The organism is Lactococcus sp. KTH0-1S (assembly GCF_052544945.1).
On the sequence record NZ_CP195165.1, the window covers coordinates 1,800,755 to 1,818,196 of the forward strand.

A 17,442-nucleotide genomic window follows, 5' to 3' on the forward strand; every position below is an offset into this window, starting at 1 on the left:
TTAGGCCTCCATTAATTTTTGATAAATCGGTAGGAGTTGGTCAATTGTTTCTATCATTTCCGCTAGAATTATTGAGTCCTCTTTGCCGTTAAATCTTTCTTTAGGCCAAAGATGCCCAATTTCCAATTCAGATTTTTTTACTTTTCCTAAGCGTTCAGCAGCTTCTCTAAATGCTGACAGGGGATAAGTTTCAGTTTTTGTATGGTCCTTTGAGATTACGTAATCTTCTGTCAGTAACTTTTCTACTGACAGATTTGTCAGTAAGTTGGCGTATTCTTTTTGCTTTTTAGGCTGGTCTATCATTGATAAATAAATAAAAACGTAATCTTCCCAAATTCCTAATTGAAAATGGACTTCCATTTTATAACCACGGGCTTTTGTGGAAATTGCTGACCAAGTATTTTCAGGCGCATTTGCTGTTCTTCTGCGATGTTGAGCGATGTGAAGGTAAAATTCTTGATTTGGAATTTTTACTGACAGCTCTGTCAGTAACTTTTGACCAATTTCAGAAAAAACAGGTTGAATTTCAGAACGAATCTCGGTCATTCTTGGTTCTAAACCTTCTATTTTAAAAATTTCAAATGATTTTTGAGTAAACATTTTAGAGTGATTATCCTCAATTTTCTAAGTTCTTTTATAAGTATTACTGCTTAGTGAACGCGGAGACGGAAGGTAGTGAGCGTGGAACCCTGTTCCATATTACTTGCTACATTATAAAAATTTAATGAATATTATTCCGGTCAGCATAATTAGAATCCCAACAATTTGCCAAATTTGAATGCCATATTTACTTGAGCGCCACCAACCAAATTGTTGAACCAACATACTGCCTAAAATTTGTCCAATCAATCCCATCATAATTGTCAGCCCTGCACCAATTTGCGGAACAGCAACGACTGTTGCAAAAACGAATGAGGCTCCTAAAAATCCACCAATTCCATTCCAAGGTTTTGCTTTTTTTAATTCTGAAATTTTTGGCAAACGGTGGTCAATAAAAAGAGACACGATAAAAATAGCTAAAAATCCAATGAAGAACGAAACAAAGGCTGCTTGTGCAGTATTTTCAAGTAAAACTCCCAATCGGCCATTAATTGCTTGTTGAGCAGCCGACATTGCCCCAACGATGACCGCCCAAATTCGCCAGCCTAGTAAGTTAGTTTGGTGCGTTTCTGCTTCTTTTTCTTTTAAATTAGGAAGAACAACCGCGACAATAACACCAGCTAAAGTAATAATAATTCCCAAAAAGCGCATCAGAGTCATCGGAAGTTGCATGGCATGAAACCAGCCAAATGAATCAATAAGTGTCCCCATCAATATTTGACCCAAAATAGGTAAAATCACCGTTTGGACAGCTCCTAATCTTGGAAAAAGTAAAACATTAGATGTTAGGAAAATCCCACCAAGAACCCCACCAATCCATATCCATGCTGGGTGTGAGCCAACAAATTGAAAACTAGGAAAAAGTGTTTGACTGGTCACTAAAGTGATGATTCCTAAAAAAATCGAACCAACAAAGTTGGAAATTCCAGAGGCTAAAAATGGTGAGCCAACAATTTTTCGTAAATCCGCGTTGATTGGATTTTGATTAGCAAGTAAAAAACCGCCAACTAAAGCAAAAGCTAGGTAAATATACATCGTTTCTCCTTTAAATAAGTGTTTTTACAGCTTTTATAAAAGCTGGGAGTTTTTTAATGCTACCACATTTTTATAATTTTTAGATAGGGTTCCTCTCCGAATAACTCAAGTTATTTTTTGAGATAGTCTTTCATTTCTTCAAAAGTCACTTCATTAATTTTAGCGGTGCCAATTTCAGGAACAATAACGGTTTTGATGATTCTACCTCGTGCTTTTTTATCATGAGTTAAGGCTTTAAATAAAAGCTCTTCATCCCAAGGTTGATATTCGTCAGGTAAACCATATTTTTTGACCATCTTTCGGATTTGGTCAGTAATTCCTTTGGGCATAAGACCTTTGAGTTCAGCAATTTTACTGATTTGAACCATTCCAATAGCAACTGCTTCACCATGCATCACTTTGCCATAGCCTGCAGTATTTTCAACAGCGTGTCCAATCGTATGACCAAAGTTCAAATAGAGCCGTACACCATTGTCTAATTCATCATCAACAACCACTTTTCGTTTTACTTCACAAGACCGATAGATAATTTCTTCAATCTTATCAAGCTTTTCTACCAAATCATCCGCTGACAAGTCTGTCAGTAAATTCCAGAGATCTTTGTCAGCAATTAGGGCGCACTTGATGACTTCTCCCAGCCCTTCACGGAATTCTCTTTGACCGAGCGTTTGCAGAACTTCTGGGTCAATTAGCACGCCGTCAGGCTGTGTAAAAGTCCCAATCATATTTTTAGCCATTTTGGAATTAATTCCTGTTTTTCCACCAATAGAACTATCCACTTGGGCGGTCAAACTTGTTGGAATTTGTAAGAAATGGATGCCACGCATGTAAGTAGAGGCTACAAAACCAGCTAAATCACCTGTTACTCCACCACCGAGTGCAATAATTCCGTCAGAACGAGTCAATCCAAATTCGGCACAAAAGTTCCAAGCATTTTCGGCTGTCAGTAAATTTTTACTGGCTTCTCCTTCTGGAAATTCAAAAGTTGCCACTTCAAAACCTACTTTTTCAAGTTGGTCAACAACTTTTTGACCATAAAGTCCGTTGACATGATTATCAGAAATCAAAACAATTTTTTGCTTCTTCCACAATGAAGAAACCCAAGTTCCAATATTAGCCAAGGCCCCATTTTCGATGATGACATCATAGGGATATTCTGGTAAATTCACATTTAATTTCATGCTTCTTTCTCCATTTCTAATGTAATTTCTGCAACAGGCATTTTTTTACCTGTCCATAAATAAAAGCTTTCCGCCGCCTGTCCAATGAGCATGCCAAGTCCATTTTCAGTTTGCGCTCCTTGCCCTTTTGCCCATCGTAAAAAAGGTGTTTCTCTTACTTTATAAATAGCATCTACCACCAAAAGTTGTTCAGGAAGAACTAAGCTCTTTTCCAGCGGCAAAGATTCCCCATCCATTCCGACTGAGGTTGCATTTACTAATAAATTGGTCTGTTTCAGCTCTTTTTGTAATCTATCAGCTTCAGATAAGTCTGTCAGTAAAATTTCAATCCCTGTTTTTACTGACAGCTTTTCCAATTTCTCTTTTAGCGGAATATATGAGGCTGATTTTCTTGCTGCGACTACAATTTTTTTAGCTCCAGACAAAGCCGCCTGAGCAATAATTGCAATTGCTGCACCCCCTCCACCAAGAATAAGCATTTGTTTATTTTGGATATTGAAATGATATTTTTCTAAACTATTGAAAAATCCTATACCATCTGTATTGTGTCCAATTAATTTCCCTGATTGATTGACAACTGTATTAACAGCTCCAATTAATTCTGCTGCCGGACTCAATTCATCCATAAATGGAATAATTTCTGTTTTATAAGGCATTGAAATATTAAGTCCATACATGTCTAAAGTACGAACATTTTCCACAATAGCTGGTAATTTTTCAGCCTCAACTTCCCATGCTAAATAAACACCATTTTCATCCGTTAAATCAAAAGCCAGATTATGAATAAAAGGTGACAAGCTGTGTTTAATTGGGTTTGCTACAACAGCAGCCATACGAGTGTAACCATTAATTTCCATAAAAATTCTCCAAAATTACTGACAGAAATCTTATCATCAGATAAGTTACTATTCTGTCAGTAAATTTCATTATCATTGACCTATCAATCGATAAAAAAAGGACTGACAGTTTTGTAAGTCCTATTTTATCATAAAGTTAAGCTTCCTTGCGACTTCCAAGAACGCGTTTCAAAATGCCAATAATCGCTGGTAATAATGAAACAAAGACAATGGCAATCATGATGATTTCAAAATGTTTTTTAACAAAAGGAATTCCACCAAATAAATAACCTGCACCTAAGGCAACAATAACCCAAGCAAAACCACCAATGAAGTTAAAGAAAATAAACTTTTTATGTGGCATTTTACCAGCACCAGCTGTAAATGGAACAATTGTCCGAATGATTGGCATGAATCGCCCTAAGAAAATGGCCCAAGAACCCCATTTTTCAAAAAATTGATGAGCTTCTTCCATATATTCTGGTTTCAAGAAGCGAGAAAGCCATTTATGTTTTGGAATGACATCTCCAAATCTTCGACCAATTTCATAATTTAATAGATTAGCAATAAAAGCAATAATCCCCATCACCAAAATCAATAAGCCAATGGATAATTTTCCATTTGACATTGCTGCCAAAGAACCAACAAAAAATAAAATGGAATCCCCAGGCAAGAAGGGGAAAATCACTAATCCTGTTTCAATAAAAATAATCACCCCTAAAACAACATATATCCAAATATGACCATTAGGCATCTGGGCAAAATTAGCCATCCAATCATTAAAGAAACCAAAAATCGAAAGTTGTACAAACATAATATTCCTTTTCAAAAGTTAAAAATTCTTACAATAGTTCTATTTACTTAAATAGAATACATGAAGAATTCATTCAAGCACTCGTTCAATTTTACAATAAAAAGCCCTTTTTGACAATAACAACTTTCTTATATTTTATCAGGGTAATCTCAAATTCAATGGTCAAACAATGTCAGAAAACCTTACATCAGCTTGCTTATAAGCTACTTTTGTGGTATAATTTTCCCAGAATAAAATAAACTGAGCTTAGCTCCTAATATAGGAAACTAAAAGAATGTTATTCCAATACTTATTTAGAAGAACATTTTTTTAATTTTCATTTTTTTATATTAAAGGATAAGTTCAAATCTCATATTCGAGGAGACAAAATGAAGAAATTATTTTTCGCTCTGGCAATGATGCTTGCCACTGTTACAGCTTTCCTAGTCGCACCTTCGGTTAAGGCCGAGACAACTGTAAAAATTGCATCCGATAGCTCATACGCTCCATTTGAATTTCAAAATGGTCAGAAAAAATGGGTAGGGATTGATGTTGATATCATGCAAGAAGTTGCTAAAATCAATGACTGGAAATTAGAAATGTCATATCCAGGATTTGATGCAGCTCTCCAAAACCTTAAAGCTGGACAAGTAGATGGTGTAATTGCAGGAATGACAATCACTGACGAACGTAAAGAAACTTTTGATTTTTCAAATCCTTACTATACATCAGCTTTAACCATTGCGACAACTAAAGACTCTAAACTTTCTGATTACAGCGATCTTAAAGGTAAAGCAGTTGGAGCAAAAAATGGGACTGCTGCACAAACATGGCTTCAAGAAAATCAAAAGAAATATGGTTACACAATCAAAACCTATTCTGACGGTGTTCATATGTTTGCCGCTCTAAGCTCTGGTAATATTGCTGGAGCAATGGACGAAGTTCCAGTTATTTCTTACGCTATGAAACAAGGGCAAGATTTAGCAATGAACTTCCCATCAATCTCCCTTCCAGGCGGCTATGGTTTTGCCGTAATGAAAGGCAAAAATTCAACACTCGTTGATGGTTTCAATAAAGCACTCGCTGAAATGAAATCAAACGGAGATTATGATAAAATCCTCAAAAAATATGGGATTACTGCCACTAAAAAAGCAACACCTAAAAAAGATGTTTACACCATTGCTTCAGATAATAGCTTCGCTCCATTTGAATTCCAAAATGATGATAAACAATTCACTGGTATCGACGTTGACTTGCTTAACGCTATTGCTAAAAACCAAGGTTTCAAACTAAAATGGAATTTCATTGGTTTCCAAGCAGCTGTTGACTCTGTTCAATCTGGACATGCTGACGGAATGATGTCAGGAATGTCAATCACTGATGCTCGTAAACAAGTTTTCGATTATGGTAGTCCTTACTATTCTTCAAACTTAACTATTGCCACCTCAAGTACAGATGACTCTATCAAGTCATGGAAAGACCTTAAAGGTAAAACACTTGGTGCTAAAAACGGAACTGCCTCTTTTGATTATCTTAATGCCCATGCAAAAGAATATGGCTACACCGTAAAAACTTTCACTGATGCAACAACCATGTATTCATCATTGAATAACGGTTCTATCAATGCTCTAATGGATGACGAACCCGTCATTAAATACGCCATTAAACAAGGGCAAAAATTTGCCACACCAATTAAGCCAATTCCTGACGGACAATATGGATTCGCTGTTAAAAAAGGAAGCAACCCAGAGTTGATTGAAATGTTTAACAATGGTTTAGCAAATCTCCGTGCCAATGGTGAATATGATAAAATCATTGATAAATATTTAGCGAGTGATGCTAAAACAATCCAATCAAGTGCAAAAGAAAATACTTTCTTTGGTATTTTACAAAATAACTGGGAACAAATTGGCCGTGGTTTACTCGTTACTCTTGAACTTGCCATTCTCTCATTTATCTTAGCAATGATCGTCGGAATTATCTTTGGACTCTTCTCAGTAGCTCCAAGCAAGATTCTTCGTACAATTGCACGCATTTATGTTGACCTTAACCGTTCAATTCCGCTTTTAGTGTTAACAATCTTTATCTTCTACGGAATTCCTAACCTGTTACAAATCATTACGGGTCATCAATCACCACTTAATGAATTTACAGCGGGTGTTATCGCCCTTACTTTGAACTCTTCTGCTTATATTGCAGAAATCGTTCGTTCTGGTGTTCAAGCTGTACCTTCTGGACAAATGGAAGCCAGTCGTTCACTCGGTGTGACTTACCTGACATCAATGCGCAAAGTTATCTTACCTCAAGCCATTAAAATTACAATCCCTAGTTTGATTAACCAATTCATCATCACATTGAAAGATACAACATTAGTTTCAGTTATCGGACTTGTTGAATTGCTCCAAACAGGTCAAATTATTGTGGCACGTAACTTCCAAGCCTTCCGTGTTTATGGATTAATTGGTTTAGTTTACATGATTGTCCTCCTCTTCTTGATGTGGATTGGACGTCGTGTAGAAAAAAGAATGAAATAAGGAGAACATACTAATATGGGAATCAATACTCAAATCGAAGTCACTGATCTTCACAAATCTTTTGGAAAAAATGAAGTTCTAAAAGGAATTACAACAAAATTTGAAAAAGGTGATGTAGTCTGCATCATTGGCCCTTCAGGTTCTGGAAAATCAACTTTCCTTAGAGCTTTAAATGGGCTTGAAACAGCTACTTCTGGCGATATTATTATTGACGGATTTAACCTTACTGATAAAAATACAAATCTTAATCTTGTTCGTCAAAACGTTGGAATGGTTTTCCAACATTTCAATCTTTTCCCAAATATGACTGTGATGCAAAATATTACTTATGCTCCAGTTGAACTGAAAAAGATGTCAAAAGATGATGCAGATAAAAAAGCACTTCAACTTCTTGAAACAGTTGGCTTGTTAGATAAGAAAGATGCAATGCCTGAAATGCTTTCAGGAGGTCAAAAACAACGTGTTGCTATCGCCCGTGCCCTCGCAATGAATCCTGACGTTATGCTCTTTGACGAGCCAACCTCAGCACTTGACCCTGAAATGGTTGGTGACGTTCTAGCTGTTATGCAAAAATTGGCCGAAGAAGGAATGACAATGCTAATTGTTACTCACGAAATGGGATTTGCACGTAAAGTTGCTAACCGCGTAATCTTTACGGATGGTGGAGTTATCTTAGAAGATGGTACACCAGAAGAACTCTTTGATACCCCCAAACATCCCCGTTTACAAGATTTCTTATCAAAAGTTTTGAATGCATAAATAAAAAAAGCACCTCAGGGTGCTTTTTTTATATTCAATTTAGTTTAGTAAGATGAAATTTACTCATTTACTAAAATTTACCTAGCTTACCAAAATGTTGAATCATCATTTTTAAAGCTCGTAAAATCCCATAAGCTGAGACAGTACCAGTAGCAAGTCCAGCCGCACCTGCAATTCTCATTTTCAGAATGTGTGCTTCTTGGTCGATTTCACTTGTAACTGATGGGCTAGCTATCACTTTTTCCGACGAAGAAAATGATGGAGTTGGTGGTGCTAAGGGAACTTTTATTTCTTTTTTAGGTATGACTTTATTTTCTGAATGAACTTGTTTGACTTCTTTTTTCTTATCTACTGAGTTTTCTTTACTTGCAGGTGGAGGAGTGGTAGTTGAAGAAACTATTTTATCTTCATTATTTTTTTCAGTATCCCTTTTATCCGCAGTTTTTTCTGAAGATTGAGTTGACGAGCTACTATTATCTCCACCATCAGAAGGAGGAATTGGCACTATTCCTTTTTCCTCATAAGAGACATCGATTGAAATGACTGAACTATCATATTTTCCAACTAAAATATCTTCTTTTAATAAAGACGCAATTTCATCAGGACTCTGGGCAAGCCTAATACTAGTGCCCATCCGCCAATCTCTTTTAGTAATTGTGATGATAGCATGATAAATTTTTCCATTAAAAATCAAGTTTTTCTCAATTGGAAGCTGATAAGTTGCCCCATAAAGTCCAGAGAAATTCTCTATTTTAATTTCACCATTTGGCTCACGAACAGTTAATTTTAAACTGCTTTTATTTGCTGAAACAATTACTCTAAAAGTTTTTGCCTCACTGCCATTTTGGCTCTCAAGTGCCTCTCCAATACTTGGATAAGACTCACTTTCATCATCTACATTTACAACTTCTGAAATTGAATAACCGTAGGGAAGATTAGATGAAATTGAATCCCCCTTTTCAACTATTTGCGACGGAGGAAGCGCCTCAGATTGATCTGGTGTATCTTTTGCATATTCATAATTAAAAGTATATTTGGCAGGAAGAGGGTCAGCATTATAGTAGAGATTAACCACATTTTCTTCTGGATTTTCTTTTACTTTAATTGGTGTTCCATGGTCAAAGGAATAGCCTGTAATCGGGGGAGCAACACACCAATAAATTCCCATTTTGAACTGTTCTGTACTTTTATTAGCAAAAGAAATAAACCAAACATAATCGCCAACATTGACGTCTATATTTTTAGAAGGACTAATCGATTTACCACTATCAGAATCAAGGTAATTTATTGTTACTTGACTCTTATCCCTTTTATAATAAAGATTTATGACATTATTTGCTGGATTATCAGTGACGAGCAAGGCTGTTGATTGACTACTGGACTGATAAGTATAATTAGCAATTTGGGGAATTTGGTAGATATGATAGACATTACTTAACGACTGATTCGCCATTGCAGCAAAATCGACCGCCCATACATATTCACCAACATTAACGGTCATTGTTTCTGAATCTTGAACTTTAGAGGACTGATTTTCTGAATTAAAGAAATTAATCGTTACCTGACTCTGTTGTTTATCATTCTTATAATAAAGATTTATAACATTATTTGCTGGATTATCAGTGACAAGTAAGGGCGATGATTGACTACTGGACTGATAAGTATAATTAGCAATTTGGGGAATTTGGTAGATATGATAGACATTTTTTAATGATTGGTCTGCTGTATCACCCAAATTAACGGGCCAAACATACTCACCAACATTAACGGTCATTGTTTCTGAACTTTGGACTTTAGAGTTGCGACTCACTGAATCATAAAAATTAATTGTTACTTTTCCTTGTTCAGCAACATTAGTTATCGTATCCGCAGTAACTCTATTTTCAATTTTTACATTTCCATGACTTAGAGAGTCAGAGTTAAATTTTATATTCGGAAAAAATCCAACAATAAAAATTACTAAAAGTAGTCCAAAAATTACATTTTTTTCTCTAATTATTAATTTAATTTTTTTCATTTAACTCCTTTCTTCTTTGTCATTTCTAATCAAGGTCCATGCTCTTGTGATAGTATTATTTTCAGTCTTAATTAAAGAATGGACATGTGAATCTCGCGATTCCAATTCTAATAAATCAATGGCTTCTTTTAAGGTACTGACTTCCCCTGCTTCCAAACAATCTATAATGTAATTAAGACTTTTTGTATTCATATAATCGCTGGACAGTTTTGAATCTTTTATCATTTCACGGTCCAAAACTTTTTGAATCTGGTCAACTATCTCTTTTTGTTTTCTTAAATATTTCTTTTTAAATAAACGTCCAATATCTTTTCTTCCAGCCGGTAAAAAATTCCGTTGCCAAAGCCAAGTCAATCCTAATCTGGCTCCATAACCCAAAACTAAAGAGAGAAAAGTAATTGCAGACATTCTAAAAAACAGTTCAACGGGTCCTGTTCCCGGAACCAGATTACTAAAAAATACTGTTTTATCTGGCATGAAATAAACAATCATTCCAATTGAAACTAAAATATCTAAAATCGATGCCTGACGCGCTATCTGGTCTGTTATTTTTTGCTGATAATCTTCTCTTAATTCTTCTGAACTTTTTAAAAGTCTTTCTAAATTTTCTAGGATATCAAACAGATCTCGACAATAATCAAGAATCACATTCTCCCTCACTTATTTCTTAGATTCTCAAATCATTACTGTTTATAATTTTAACATTAATGTCTTTTTTTCGCAACATTTAAATCTGAGATAAAAAAACACCCGTAGGTGCTTTTTATCTATGAGACGAAACATTTAATCGGTTGAGCGCTCGATGGAGTGCTACTTCCGCTCTATTTATTTCATCTGATTTCTTCTCAGCTTTAGCAACTTCAAGTGCTTTTTCAGCACGAATTTTTGCACGTTCCGCACGTGATACATCAATATCACGATTACGTTCTGCAGAGTCTGCAACAATTGTTACAAGACTATCTTTTATTTCGATAATTCCACCATTTACTGCAATATAATCAACATGTGTTTCATCATCTGGACGACGAACTTTGAGTTCATCAATTTCAAGTCCAGCAATAGTTGAAATCATATTTGGTAAAATACCAATTTCACCATTCGTAGTTCGAGCAGTAATGTAATTTGCATGGTGATCGTAGATCATACCAGCAGGGGTAATTACTTGAAGTGTCATGACATTTTCAGACATTCGATTCCTCCAATTTTTTCTATGAAAATTTAAATTACAAAGATAAAAAATACTTTTCTAAAAACAAAACTCTAACAGTCACTCAAATTTTACAATTCAATCAACTTTTACTGACAGATTTTTTTGTCAGTAATTTCTTAGTCAATAGAGTATTTTTACTTTCTCAATTCATCAGAAATCGAATTAATAACCCATTGATTTTGCTTTTTCGAGTACATCTTCAATTGGACCTACACCACGGAAAGCATCTTCAGGAATTTCGTCATATTTACCTTCCAAAATTTCTTTGAAGTCATGAACAGTTTTATCAATTGGTACATATGAACCAGGTTGACCAGTAAATTGTTCCGCAACGTGGAAGTTTTGTGAAAGGAAGAATTGGATACGACGTGCACGTCCAACCAGAATTTTTTCATCGTCAGACAATTCATCCATACCAAGAATGGCAATAATATCTTGCAATTCTTTATAACGTTGAAGAACACGTTGAACTTCCATTGCCACTTCATAGTGTTCTTCACCAACAATTTCAGGTGTAAGCGCACGTGATGATGAAGCAAGTGGGTCAACGGCTGGATAAATACCCATTTGTGTCAAACGACGTTCCAAGTTAGTTGTTGCATCCAAGTGAGCGAAGGCTGTTGCTGGCGCTGGGTCAGTATAGTCATCGGCAGGGACATAAATCGCTTGGATAGATGTAACAGAACCCTTCTTAGTAGAAGTGATACGTTCTTGCAATTGCCCCATTTCAGTAGCAAGTGTTGGTTGGTAACCAACGGCAGAAGGCATACGTCCCAAAAGGGCAGAAACTTCTGAACCAGCTTGTGTGAAACGGAAGATGTTGTCAATGAAAAGCAATACGTCTTGACCTTGAACATCACGGAAATATTCCGCAATTGTCAAACCAGTAAGGGCAACACGCATACGTGCTCCTGGTGGTTCATTCATTTGACCAAAGACCATGGCAGTTTTTTCAATAACGCCTGATTCTTTCATTTCCCAATAAAGGTCATTCCCTTCACGAGTACGTTCCCCAACACCAGTAAACACAGAAATACCTCCGTGTTCTTGGGCGATGTTGTGAATCAATTCTTGAATAAGGACGGTTTTACCAACTCCGGCACCACCGAAAAGTCCAACTTTACCACCTTTAAGGTAAGGTGCAAGCAAATCGACAACTTTAATCCCAGTTACAAGAACTTCATTTGCAGTTGACAATTCGTCAAATGTTGGAGCTTTTTTATGGATAGGATTACGTTCTGCATCAGCAGCAAATTCTTCCCCACCGTCAATAACATCACCAAGGACGTTAAAAACACGACCAAGAGTAGCTTCCCCAACAGGAACGCTGACTGCTTTACCTGTATCAAGGACTTCAAGTCCACGAGTCAAGCCATCAGTAGATTCCATAGCGATTGTACGAACTGCACCATCACCAAGTTCCAAAGCAACTTCAAGAGTAATTTTTGTTTTTAGGCCATTGACATCTTTGTAGACAATCAAGGCATTGTTAATCTCAGGCAATTTGGCATCAGAACCAAATTCCACGTCAACGACGGGACCGATAACCTGAGTAATTTTACCAGAACTCAATGTTTTTCCTCCTGTTTTTATTTTCTGTCAAAGAACAGAATTTCTATTCATTTTTATGTTTGTCAGTAAAAATTTTACTGACAAAAACAATTAAGATTCAAAGCCATCACTGACACAATTTCTATCAGTAAATTAAAGAGCTGAAGCTCCTGCAACGATTTCCGTAATTTCTTGCGTAATCGATGCTTGACGAGCACGGTTGTATTGAATCGTCAAATCATTGATAACAGAGTGAGCATTATCAGTTGCAGTACGCATTGCTGTCATACCTGCAGCATGTTCTGCTGTCTTAGCATCAACGATTGAACCATAAATCATACTTTCAGCGTATTGTGGCAACAATTGGTTTAAGATTGTTTCACGATCTGGTTCTAATTCAAATGTTTCAAGAGATGGTTTTTGTTGGCCTGATTCTTCAAAAGAAATAGGCAACATTTTTTCCATACGTGCATCACTTACCAATGAGTTCACATGGTGATTATAGCAAACATAGAGTTCATCGAATTCTTCTGCTTGATATTCAGTTACCGCTTCTGTAACAATCGCTCTAACTTCTTCAAAAGTTGGTTGGTCTGAAAGACCACGAAGGACATAAGAAACTTTAACATTGCGCGCTTTGAAGAAATCTGCTCCAGTACCGCCAAGTGCAAGAATAGTGTATTCACTTTCGTTAGCATGACGTTTACGGATAGTATTCATGACAGATTTCAAAATATTTGAATTATAGCCACCGACAAGTCCACGATCAGATGTAATTACAAGATAGCCAGTTTTTTTGACTTCTCTTTTTATCATCATTGGATTCTTTGCTGGCTCTTTGTCTGAGGAAACTAAATCAGTTGTAATTTTACGAACTTTTTCAGCATAAATTTGAAATGCTTTGGCATGAGATTCAGCTTTTTGAAGTTTCGCAGCGGAAACCATTTGCATGGCTCCAGTTATTTGACTCGTTTTCTTCGTTGAGGCAATCTTAGTTTTTATTTCATTAAGTGAAGCTCCCATTAGTTAGCCTCCTTATTAATAATTCGTTGTATTTTTGAATGCTTTAATTGCTTCGTCGAGTTTTGCTTCTTCTGGCAAATCTTTAGTTTCAGTAATCACGTTCAAGAGTTCTGCATAATTTGCATCGAAGAAATCGAACATTTTTGTTTCAAAATCAAGAACATCATCAACTGGAACATCATCAAGATGACCATGAGTCAATGCATAAAGAATTAAAACTTGTTTTTCAACAGCCAATGGTTTGTGCAATGGTTGTTTCAAAACTTCAACGGTACGACGACCACGATTCAATTTTGCTTGAGTCGCTTCATCAAGATCAGAACCAAATTGAGTAAAGGCTTCAAGTTCACGGAATGACGCAAGGTCAAGACGCAAAGTACCAGCAACTTTCTTCATGGCTTTGATTTGTGCAGCACCACCAACCCGAGAAACTGAAGAACCAGCATCGATGGCAGGACGTACACCTGAATAGAATAAGTCATTTTCAAGGAAAATTTGACCGTCAGTAATAGAAATAACGTTTGTTGCAATATAAGCTGAGATATCTCCGGCTTGTGTTTCAATGAATGGCAATGCAGTCATTGAACCACCACCAAGATCGTCAGATAATTTGGCAGCACGTTCCAAAAGACGTGAATGTAAGTAGAATACGTCACCTGGATATGCTTCACGACCTGGTGGACGGCGAAGCAAGAGTGAAAGTTCACGATAAGCAACCGCTTGTTTTGATAAATCATCATAAACAACTAAAACGTGTTTACCGTTGTACATGAATTCTTCACCCATTGCAGCTCCAGCATAAGGAGCGATGTAAAGAAGTGGTGAAGGTTGAGAAGCTGACGCAGTTACGACGATTGTATAATCCATCGCACCGAGTTTGCGGAGCGTTTCAACTTGTGTACGAACAGTTGATTCTTTTTGTCCAATCGCAACGTAGATACAGATCATATCTTGACCCTTTTGGTTCAAGATTGCATCAATAGCGACTGACGTTTTACCTGTTTGACGGTCTCCGATAATCAATTCACGTTGTCCGCGTCCAATTGGGACGAGGGCATCAATCGCTTTAAGACCAGTTTGCAATGGTTCAGAGACTGATTTACGTTGCATAACACCAGGAGCTTTTGCTTCAACAGGACGAGTTTTACCAGTATTAAGTTCTCCAAGTCCATCAACAGGTTGTCCAAGTGGATTTACAACACGTCCGATGAGTTCTTCACCAACTTGGATTTCCATGATTTTACCTGTACGTTTTACAGTGTCACCTTCACGAATTGAGAGGAAATCACCAAGTACGATAATACCAACGTCTGTCGCATCCAAGTTTTGCGCCATACCAAGGACACCATTTGAAAACTCAACAAGCTCACCGCTCATCGCATTTTCAAGGCCGTAGGCACGGGCGATACCGTCACCAACATAGGTAACGACACCAGTTTCAGCAACTTCAAAATCTGGTGTGAAATTTTCAATTTGTTTTTTAATCAGTGAGCTGATTTCATTAGCTTTAATTGCCAAAAATATGCTCCCTTCTAGAAATTTTTACTAGTTCAAGGCTATTTAGCTTTAAACTGCAGTTATACTGTTTGAGCATGATAGGTAAGATTTGAAATTACCTTTACATGTTCTCAAAAGTTTAACAGTATGAGTTTGAAAAATTTTTTACTGAGTTTTGAACAGAGAAAGAAAATTTTTCTATCCTGATTAGAGGATTTCAGCGGCGATTTTAGCCAATTGTGTTTTTAGTGAGGCGTCAATAATTTTTCCACGAGAATTCACAATGAATCCACCGAGAATTTTTTCATTGACTGTGTTAATTACTGTTACTTCATTTAGGTCAAATTTTGCTTTCGCCATAGCTGTAAATTTTTCAATCTGAGCATTTGTCAAAGCAATGCTTGAAACCACCTCAACGTCAGCAATCTTAAACATATCATCTGCTGCATTTTTAGTTTCATCAAGTATTTCACCCAAATCTCCTAAACGACCATTTGAACGAACGGTATTAAGGAAATTTGACATTACTTCTGAAGAAGTTTGAAGTAAAGTATCAATCAATTCAGATTTCGCAGAGAATGAATAAACTTCACTACTTAAAAAAGCAGCCAAGTTATCTTCTTTGAAAAGTTGAATCATTTCGCTAACTTCAGCAAGAATTGCTTCAAGTTGTCCTTTTTCTTGGGCAACTTCTAGTAAAGCTTTACTGTATTTTTGTGAATTTACTTTTGTCATCTTATTCTCCTAACTTAGCGAGATAAGAGTCGATTAATTCCTGTTGTGCAGAAGCATCTAATGATTGTCCAATAAGCTTTTCAGCAATTTGAACTGAGATGTCCGCAACATCGCCTTTAACTGTGTTAAGAGCTTCTTTGCGTTCTTGCTCGATATCTTCTTGCGCACGTTTTTTCAAACTAGTTGCTTCTTCATTTGCTGTTGCAAGTACTTTCGCACGGTTTTGTGAGGCAGTATCGTTTGCAACTTGAATGATGTTAGCAGCTTCTTCTTTTGAACCTGCAAGTTCTGCTTGACGTTGTTTAACCAAGTCAGCAGCTTGTTTGTTGTTCGCTTCTGCTGCATCGATATCATCAGATATTTTTTTCGCACGACTTGCAAAAACACTAGTAATTGCATTCCATGCAAAGAGGCGCAACAATACCAATAAGATAATAAATGCACCAGATACAACGATGATGTTACCGAGAACGGTATTCGGAGCAGCTTCTAATAATAATGTTGACAATTTCTACTCCTTTCTTAATGTTCTGCTATAATTTTGTGGCTAATGTACAAGTTTGTCAAAAGGACAAAGACATAAGCTTGGAGGGCTGAAATGAAAAGTGAAAAGCCAATCCATGCAACTTCAAGAATCCACGCAACTGGAAGTATCCACATGGTTGATTGAATCATACCGGCGATAAGACCAAGCATGATTTCACCCGCGAAGATATTCCCATAAAGCCGTAAACCAAGTGAAAGTGCATTTGTAAATTCTTCCAGAATATTCATTGGAAGAAGACCTTTCGGATCTTTCCAGAAGGCAACTTCGAGGTAGCCTTTAAAACCGAATTTTTGTACACCCAGTGTATTTGACATTACAACAACAAGTAGTGCAAGTGTCAAATCGACTGTTGGATTTGCAGTTGGTGATTTCCAAAGGGAAACATCACCTGGCGTACTAATTTTAGTTACTAGCCCAATGCAGTTGGCAATAAGAAGGAAAGAAAAGAGGGTAAAGTTCATGAGCGAAAAGCGTGGTGCTTCATGAGGGCCGACGTTATCTTTGGAAACTCCATTGACAAAATCAACAACCCACTCAAGAACATTTTGTTTACCTTTGGGTTTGAGCTGCATATTGCGGCTCGCCCAGAATACCAGACCGAACACAATGAGGACAGTCACAAAAGTCATTACTGTGATTGTTCCATCAAATGGAATTGGCCCAATATTAAAGGTCCATGTTGATTCCATACCTGTTCTTCCTTTCTGTTTTTAAAATTTTGTTGAGAAAAATTTTAACGGAAAAGGAATGCCATAGCAAGGGCGATGAAGAATGTACCTTCGACGAAGGCGATACCCATGAACATTGAACCACGAAGTTTTCCTTCAAGTTCTGGTTGGCGTGCAACGGCTTGGAGGAAGTTTGAAACGATAAGTCCATCACCGATAGCGGCTCCGAGTGCTGCAAGACCGATAGCAATTGCTCCAAGAGCGGCAAGTGTAATTGTCATTATAGACCTCTTTCTATATTGCGATTTCGCAAATTTATTTTACTAAGAAATTCTACTACTATTCGTAGTTTTTGTCAAAGACAAGCATGAGAATTTCATCATTTCTCTCATTTTTGTCTTTGTAAGCGTTTGATAGACAAAATTTTTAAATTTTGTACTGAATAAACAGAGAAAA

The 17,442-nt window shown here is 36.7% G+C and carries 17 protein-coding genes; 2 read left to right on the plus strand and 15 right to left on the minus strand.

Annotated elements, in window-relative coordinates; translation table 11 throughout:
- The 5 genes from ACRYLU_RS08675 to ACRYLU_RS08695 all read right to left on the minus strand — a co-directional run bounded on the left by ACRYLU_RS08675 (position 1) and on the right by ACRYLU_RS08695 (position 4,466).
- Entirely contained in the window at positions 1-600 is a 600-nt protein-coding gene (locus ACRYLU_RS08675; RefSeq protein ID WP_260311535.1) for a DUF1054 domain-containing protein, read from the minus strand.
- Positions 601-711: 111 nt separating this feature from the next.
- Positions 712-1,635, minus strand: coding sequence for a DMT family transporter (locus tag ACRYLU_RS08680; RefSeq protein WP_003132772.1), 924 nt, complete (start codon positions 1,633-1,635; stop codon positions 712-714).
- A 110-nt stretch (positions 1,636-1,745) separates the two neighbouring features.
- Entirely contained in the window at positions 1,746-2,816 is a 1,071-nt protein-coding gene (gene aroB, locus ACRYLU_RS08685) for a 3-dehydroquinate synthase (RefSeq protein WP_038601790.1), read from the minus strand.
- A complete protein-coding gene (locus ACRYLU_RS08690) occupies positions 2,813-3,673 on the minus strand; it encodes a shikimate dehydrogenase (protein ID WP_270225751.1) in 861 nt (286 codons plus the stop codon). Before ACRYLU_RS08690 ends, aroB begins: the two co-directional genes overlap by 4 nt.
- Before the next feature lie 136 nt (positions 3,674-3,809).
- Entirely contained in the window at positions 3,810-4,466 is a 657-nt protein-coding gene (locus tag ACRYLU_RS08695) for a VTT domain-containing protein (RefSeq protein WP_153241524.1), read from the minus strand.
- Positions 4,467-4,834: 368 nt separating this feature from the next.
- On the opposite strand from ACRYLU_RS08695, the gene ACRYLU_RS08700 reads away from it, so the two are divergent.
- Positions 4,835-6,979: an amino acid ABC transporter substrate-binding protein/permease gene (locus ACRYLU_RS08700; protein WP_017864907.1), complete on the plus strand. Its 2,145-nt coding sequence runs from the start codon at positions 4,835-4,837 to the stop codon at positions 6,977-6,979.
- Positions 6,980-6,994: 15 nt separating this feature from the next.
- On the plus strand, positions 6,995-7,738 hold the full coding sequence (locus ACRYLU_RS08705) for an amino acid ABC transporter ATP-binding protein (protein ID WP_445080875.1): 744 nt from the start codon (positions 6,995-6,997) through the stop codon (positions 7,736-7,738).
- Between the two features lie 70 nt (positions 7,739-7,808).
- Here ACRYLU_RS08705 and ACRYLU_RS08710 read toward each other — a convergent pair whose 3' ends face one another.
- The 10 genes from ACRYLU_RS08710 to ACRYLU_RS08755 form a co-directional block, all read right to left on the minus strand.
- Complete coding sequence (locus tag ACRYLU_RS08710; protein WP_445080876.1) at positions 7,809-9,755, minus strand: hypothetical protein; 1,947 nt, start codon at positions 9,753-9,755, stop codon at positions 7,809-7,811.
- Complete coding sequence (locus ACRYLU_RS08715; protein WP_038601802.1) at positions 9,756-10,403, minus strand: hypothetical protein; 648 nt, start codon at positions 10,401-10,403, stop codon at positions 9,756-9,758.
- A gap of 115 nt (positions 10,404-10,518) precedes the next feature.
- On the minus strand, positions 10,519-10,944 hold the full coding sequence (locus ACRYLU_RS08720) for a F0F1 ATP synthase subunit epsilon (RefSeq protein ID WP_004255278.1): 426 nt from the start codon (positions 10,942-10,944) through the stop codon (positions 10,519-10,521).
- Positions 10,945-11,127: 183 nt separating this feature from the next.
- The gene (gene atpD, locus ACRYLU_RS08725; protein WP_021469102.1) at positions 11,128-12,537 is read right to left on the minus strand and encodes a F0F1 ATP synthase subunit beta; all 1,410 of its coding nucleotides are present in this window, start codon (positions 12,535-12,537) and stop codon (positions 11,128-11,130) included.
- 132 nt (positions 12,538-12,669) lie between these two features.
- A complete protein-coding gene (locus ACRYLU_RS08730; protein ID WP_004255268.1) occupies positions 12,670-13,539 on the minus strand; it encodes a F0F1 ATP synthase subunit gamma in 870 nt (289 codons plus the stop codon).
- Positions 13,540-13,554: 15 nt separating this feature from the next.
- The gene (gene atpA / locus ACRYLU_RS08735) at positions 13,555-15,057 is read right to left on the minus strand and encodes a F0F1 ATP synthase subunit alpha (protein WP_004255265.1); all 1,503 of its coding nucleotides are present in this window, start codon (positions 15,055-15,057) and stop codon (positions 13,555-13,557) included.
- Positions 15,058-15,243: 186 nt separating this feature from the next.
- Complete coding sequence (locus tag ACRYLU_RS08740) at positions 15,244-15,771, minus strand: F0F1 ATP synthase subunit delta (RefSeq protein ID WP_029344288.1); 528 nt, start codon at positions 15,769-15,771, stop codon at positions 15,244-15,246.
- A gap of 1 nt (position 15,772) precedes the next feature.
- The gene (atpF, locus tag ACRYLU_RS08745) at positions 15,773-16,279 is read right to left on the minus strand and encodes a F0F1 ATP synthase subunit B (protein WP_010906128.1); all 507 of its coding nucleotides are present in this window, start codon (positions 16,277-16,279) and stop codon (positions 15,773-15,775) included.
- Between the two features lie 14 nt (positions 16,280-16,293).
- On the minus strand, positions 16,294-17,007 hold the full coding sequence (atpB, locus tag ACRYLU_RS08750) for a F0F1 ATP synthase subunit A (RefSeq protein ID WP_260311540.1): 714 nt from the start codon (positions 17,005-17,007) through the stop codon (positions 16,294-16,296).
- 44 nt (positions 17,008-17,051) lie between these two features.
- Positions 17,052-17,267 carry a F0F1 ATP synthase subunit C gene (locus ACRYLU_RS08755; RefSeq protein ID WP_004255250.1) on the minus strand — a complete coding sequence of 72 codons (216 nt, stop codon included), beginning with the start codon at positions 17,265-17,267 and terminating at the stop codon, positions 17,052-17,054.
- Between the last annotated feature and the right edge of the window lie 175 nt (positions 17,268-17,442).

What these genes read in the sequence shown, in the direction of transcription:
- ACRYLU_RS08675 (WP_260311535.1), bottom strand. Translation starts at nt 600, where the DNA reads ATGTTTACTCAAAAATCATTTGAAATTTTTAAAATAGAAGGTTTAGAA.
- ACRYLU_RS08680 (WP_003132772.1), bottom strand. Translation starts at nt 1,635, where the DNA reads ATGTATATTTACCTAGCTTTTGCTTTAGTTGGCGGTTTTTTACTTGCT.
- aroB (WP_038601790.1), bottom strand. Translation starts at nt 2,816, where the DNA reads ATGAAATTAAATGTGAATTTACCAGAATATCCCTATGATGTCATCATC.
- ACRYLU_RS08690 (WP_270225751.1), bottom strand. Translation starts at nt 3,673, where the DNA reads ATGGAAATTAATGGTTACACTCGTATGGCTGCTGTTGTAGCAAACCCA.
- ACRYLU_RS08695 (WP_153241524.1), bottom strand. Translation starts at nt 4,466, where the DNA reads ATGTTTGTACAACTTTCGATTTTTGGTTTCTTTAATGATTGGATGGCT.
- ACRYLU_RS08700 (WP_017864907.1), top strand. Translation starts at nt 4,835, where the DNA reads ATGAAGAAATTATTTTTCGCTCTGGCAATGATGCTTGCCACTGTTACA.
- ACRYLU_RS08705 (WP_445080875.1), top strand. Translation starts at nt 6,995, where the DNA reads ATGGGAATCAATACTCAAATCGAAGTCACTGATCTTCACAAATCTTTT.
- ACRYLU_RS08710 (WP_445080876.1), bottom strand. Translation starts at nt 9,755, where the DNA reads ATGAAAAAAATTAAATTAATAATTAGAGAAAAAAATGTAATTTTTGGA.
- ACRYLU_RS08720 (WP_004255278.1), bottom strand. Translation starts at nt 10,944, where the DNA reads ATGTCTGAAAATGTCATGACACTTCAAGTAATTACCCCTGCTGGTATG.
- ACRYLU_RS08730 (WP_004255268.1), bottom strand. Translation starts at nt 13,539, where the DNA reads ATGGGAGCTTCACTTAATGAAATAAAAACTAAGATTGCCTCAACGAAG.
- ACRYLU_RS08740 (WP_029344288.1), bottom strand. Translation starts at nt 15,771, where the DNA reads ATGACAAAAGTAAATTCACAAAAATACAGTAAAGCTTTACTAGAAGTT.
- atpB (WP_260311540.1), bottom strand. Translation starts at nt 17,007, where the DNA reads ATGGAATCAACATGGACCTTTAATATTGGGCCAATTCCATTTGATGGA.
- ACRYLU_RS08755 (WP_004255250.1), bottom strand. Translation starts at nt 17,267, where the DNA reads ATGACAATTACACTTGCCGCTCTTGGAGCAATTGCTATCGGTCTTGCA.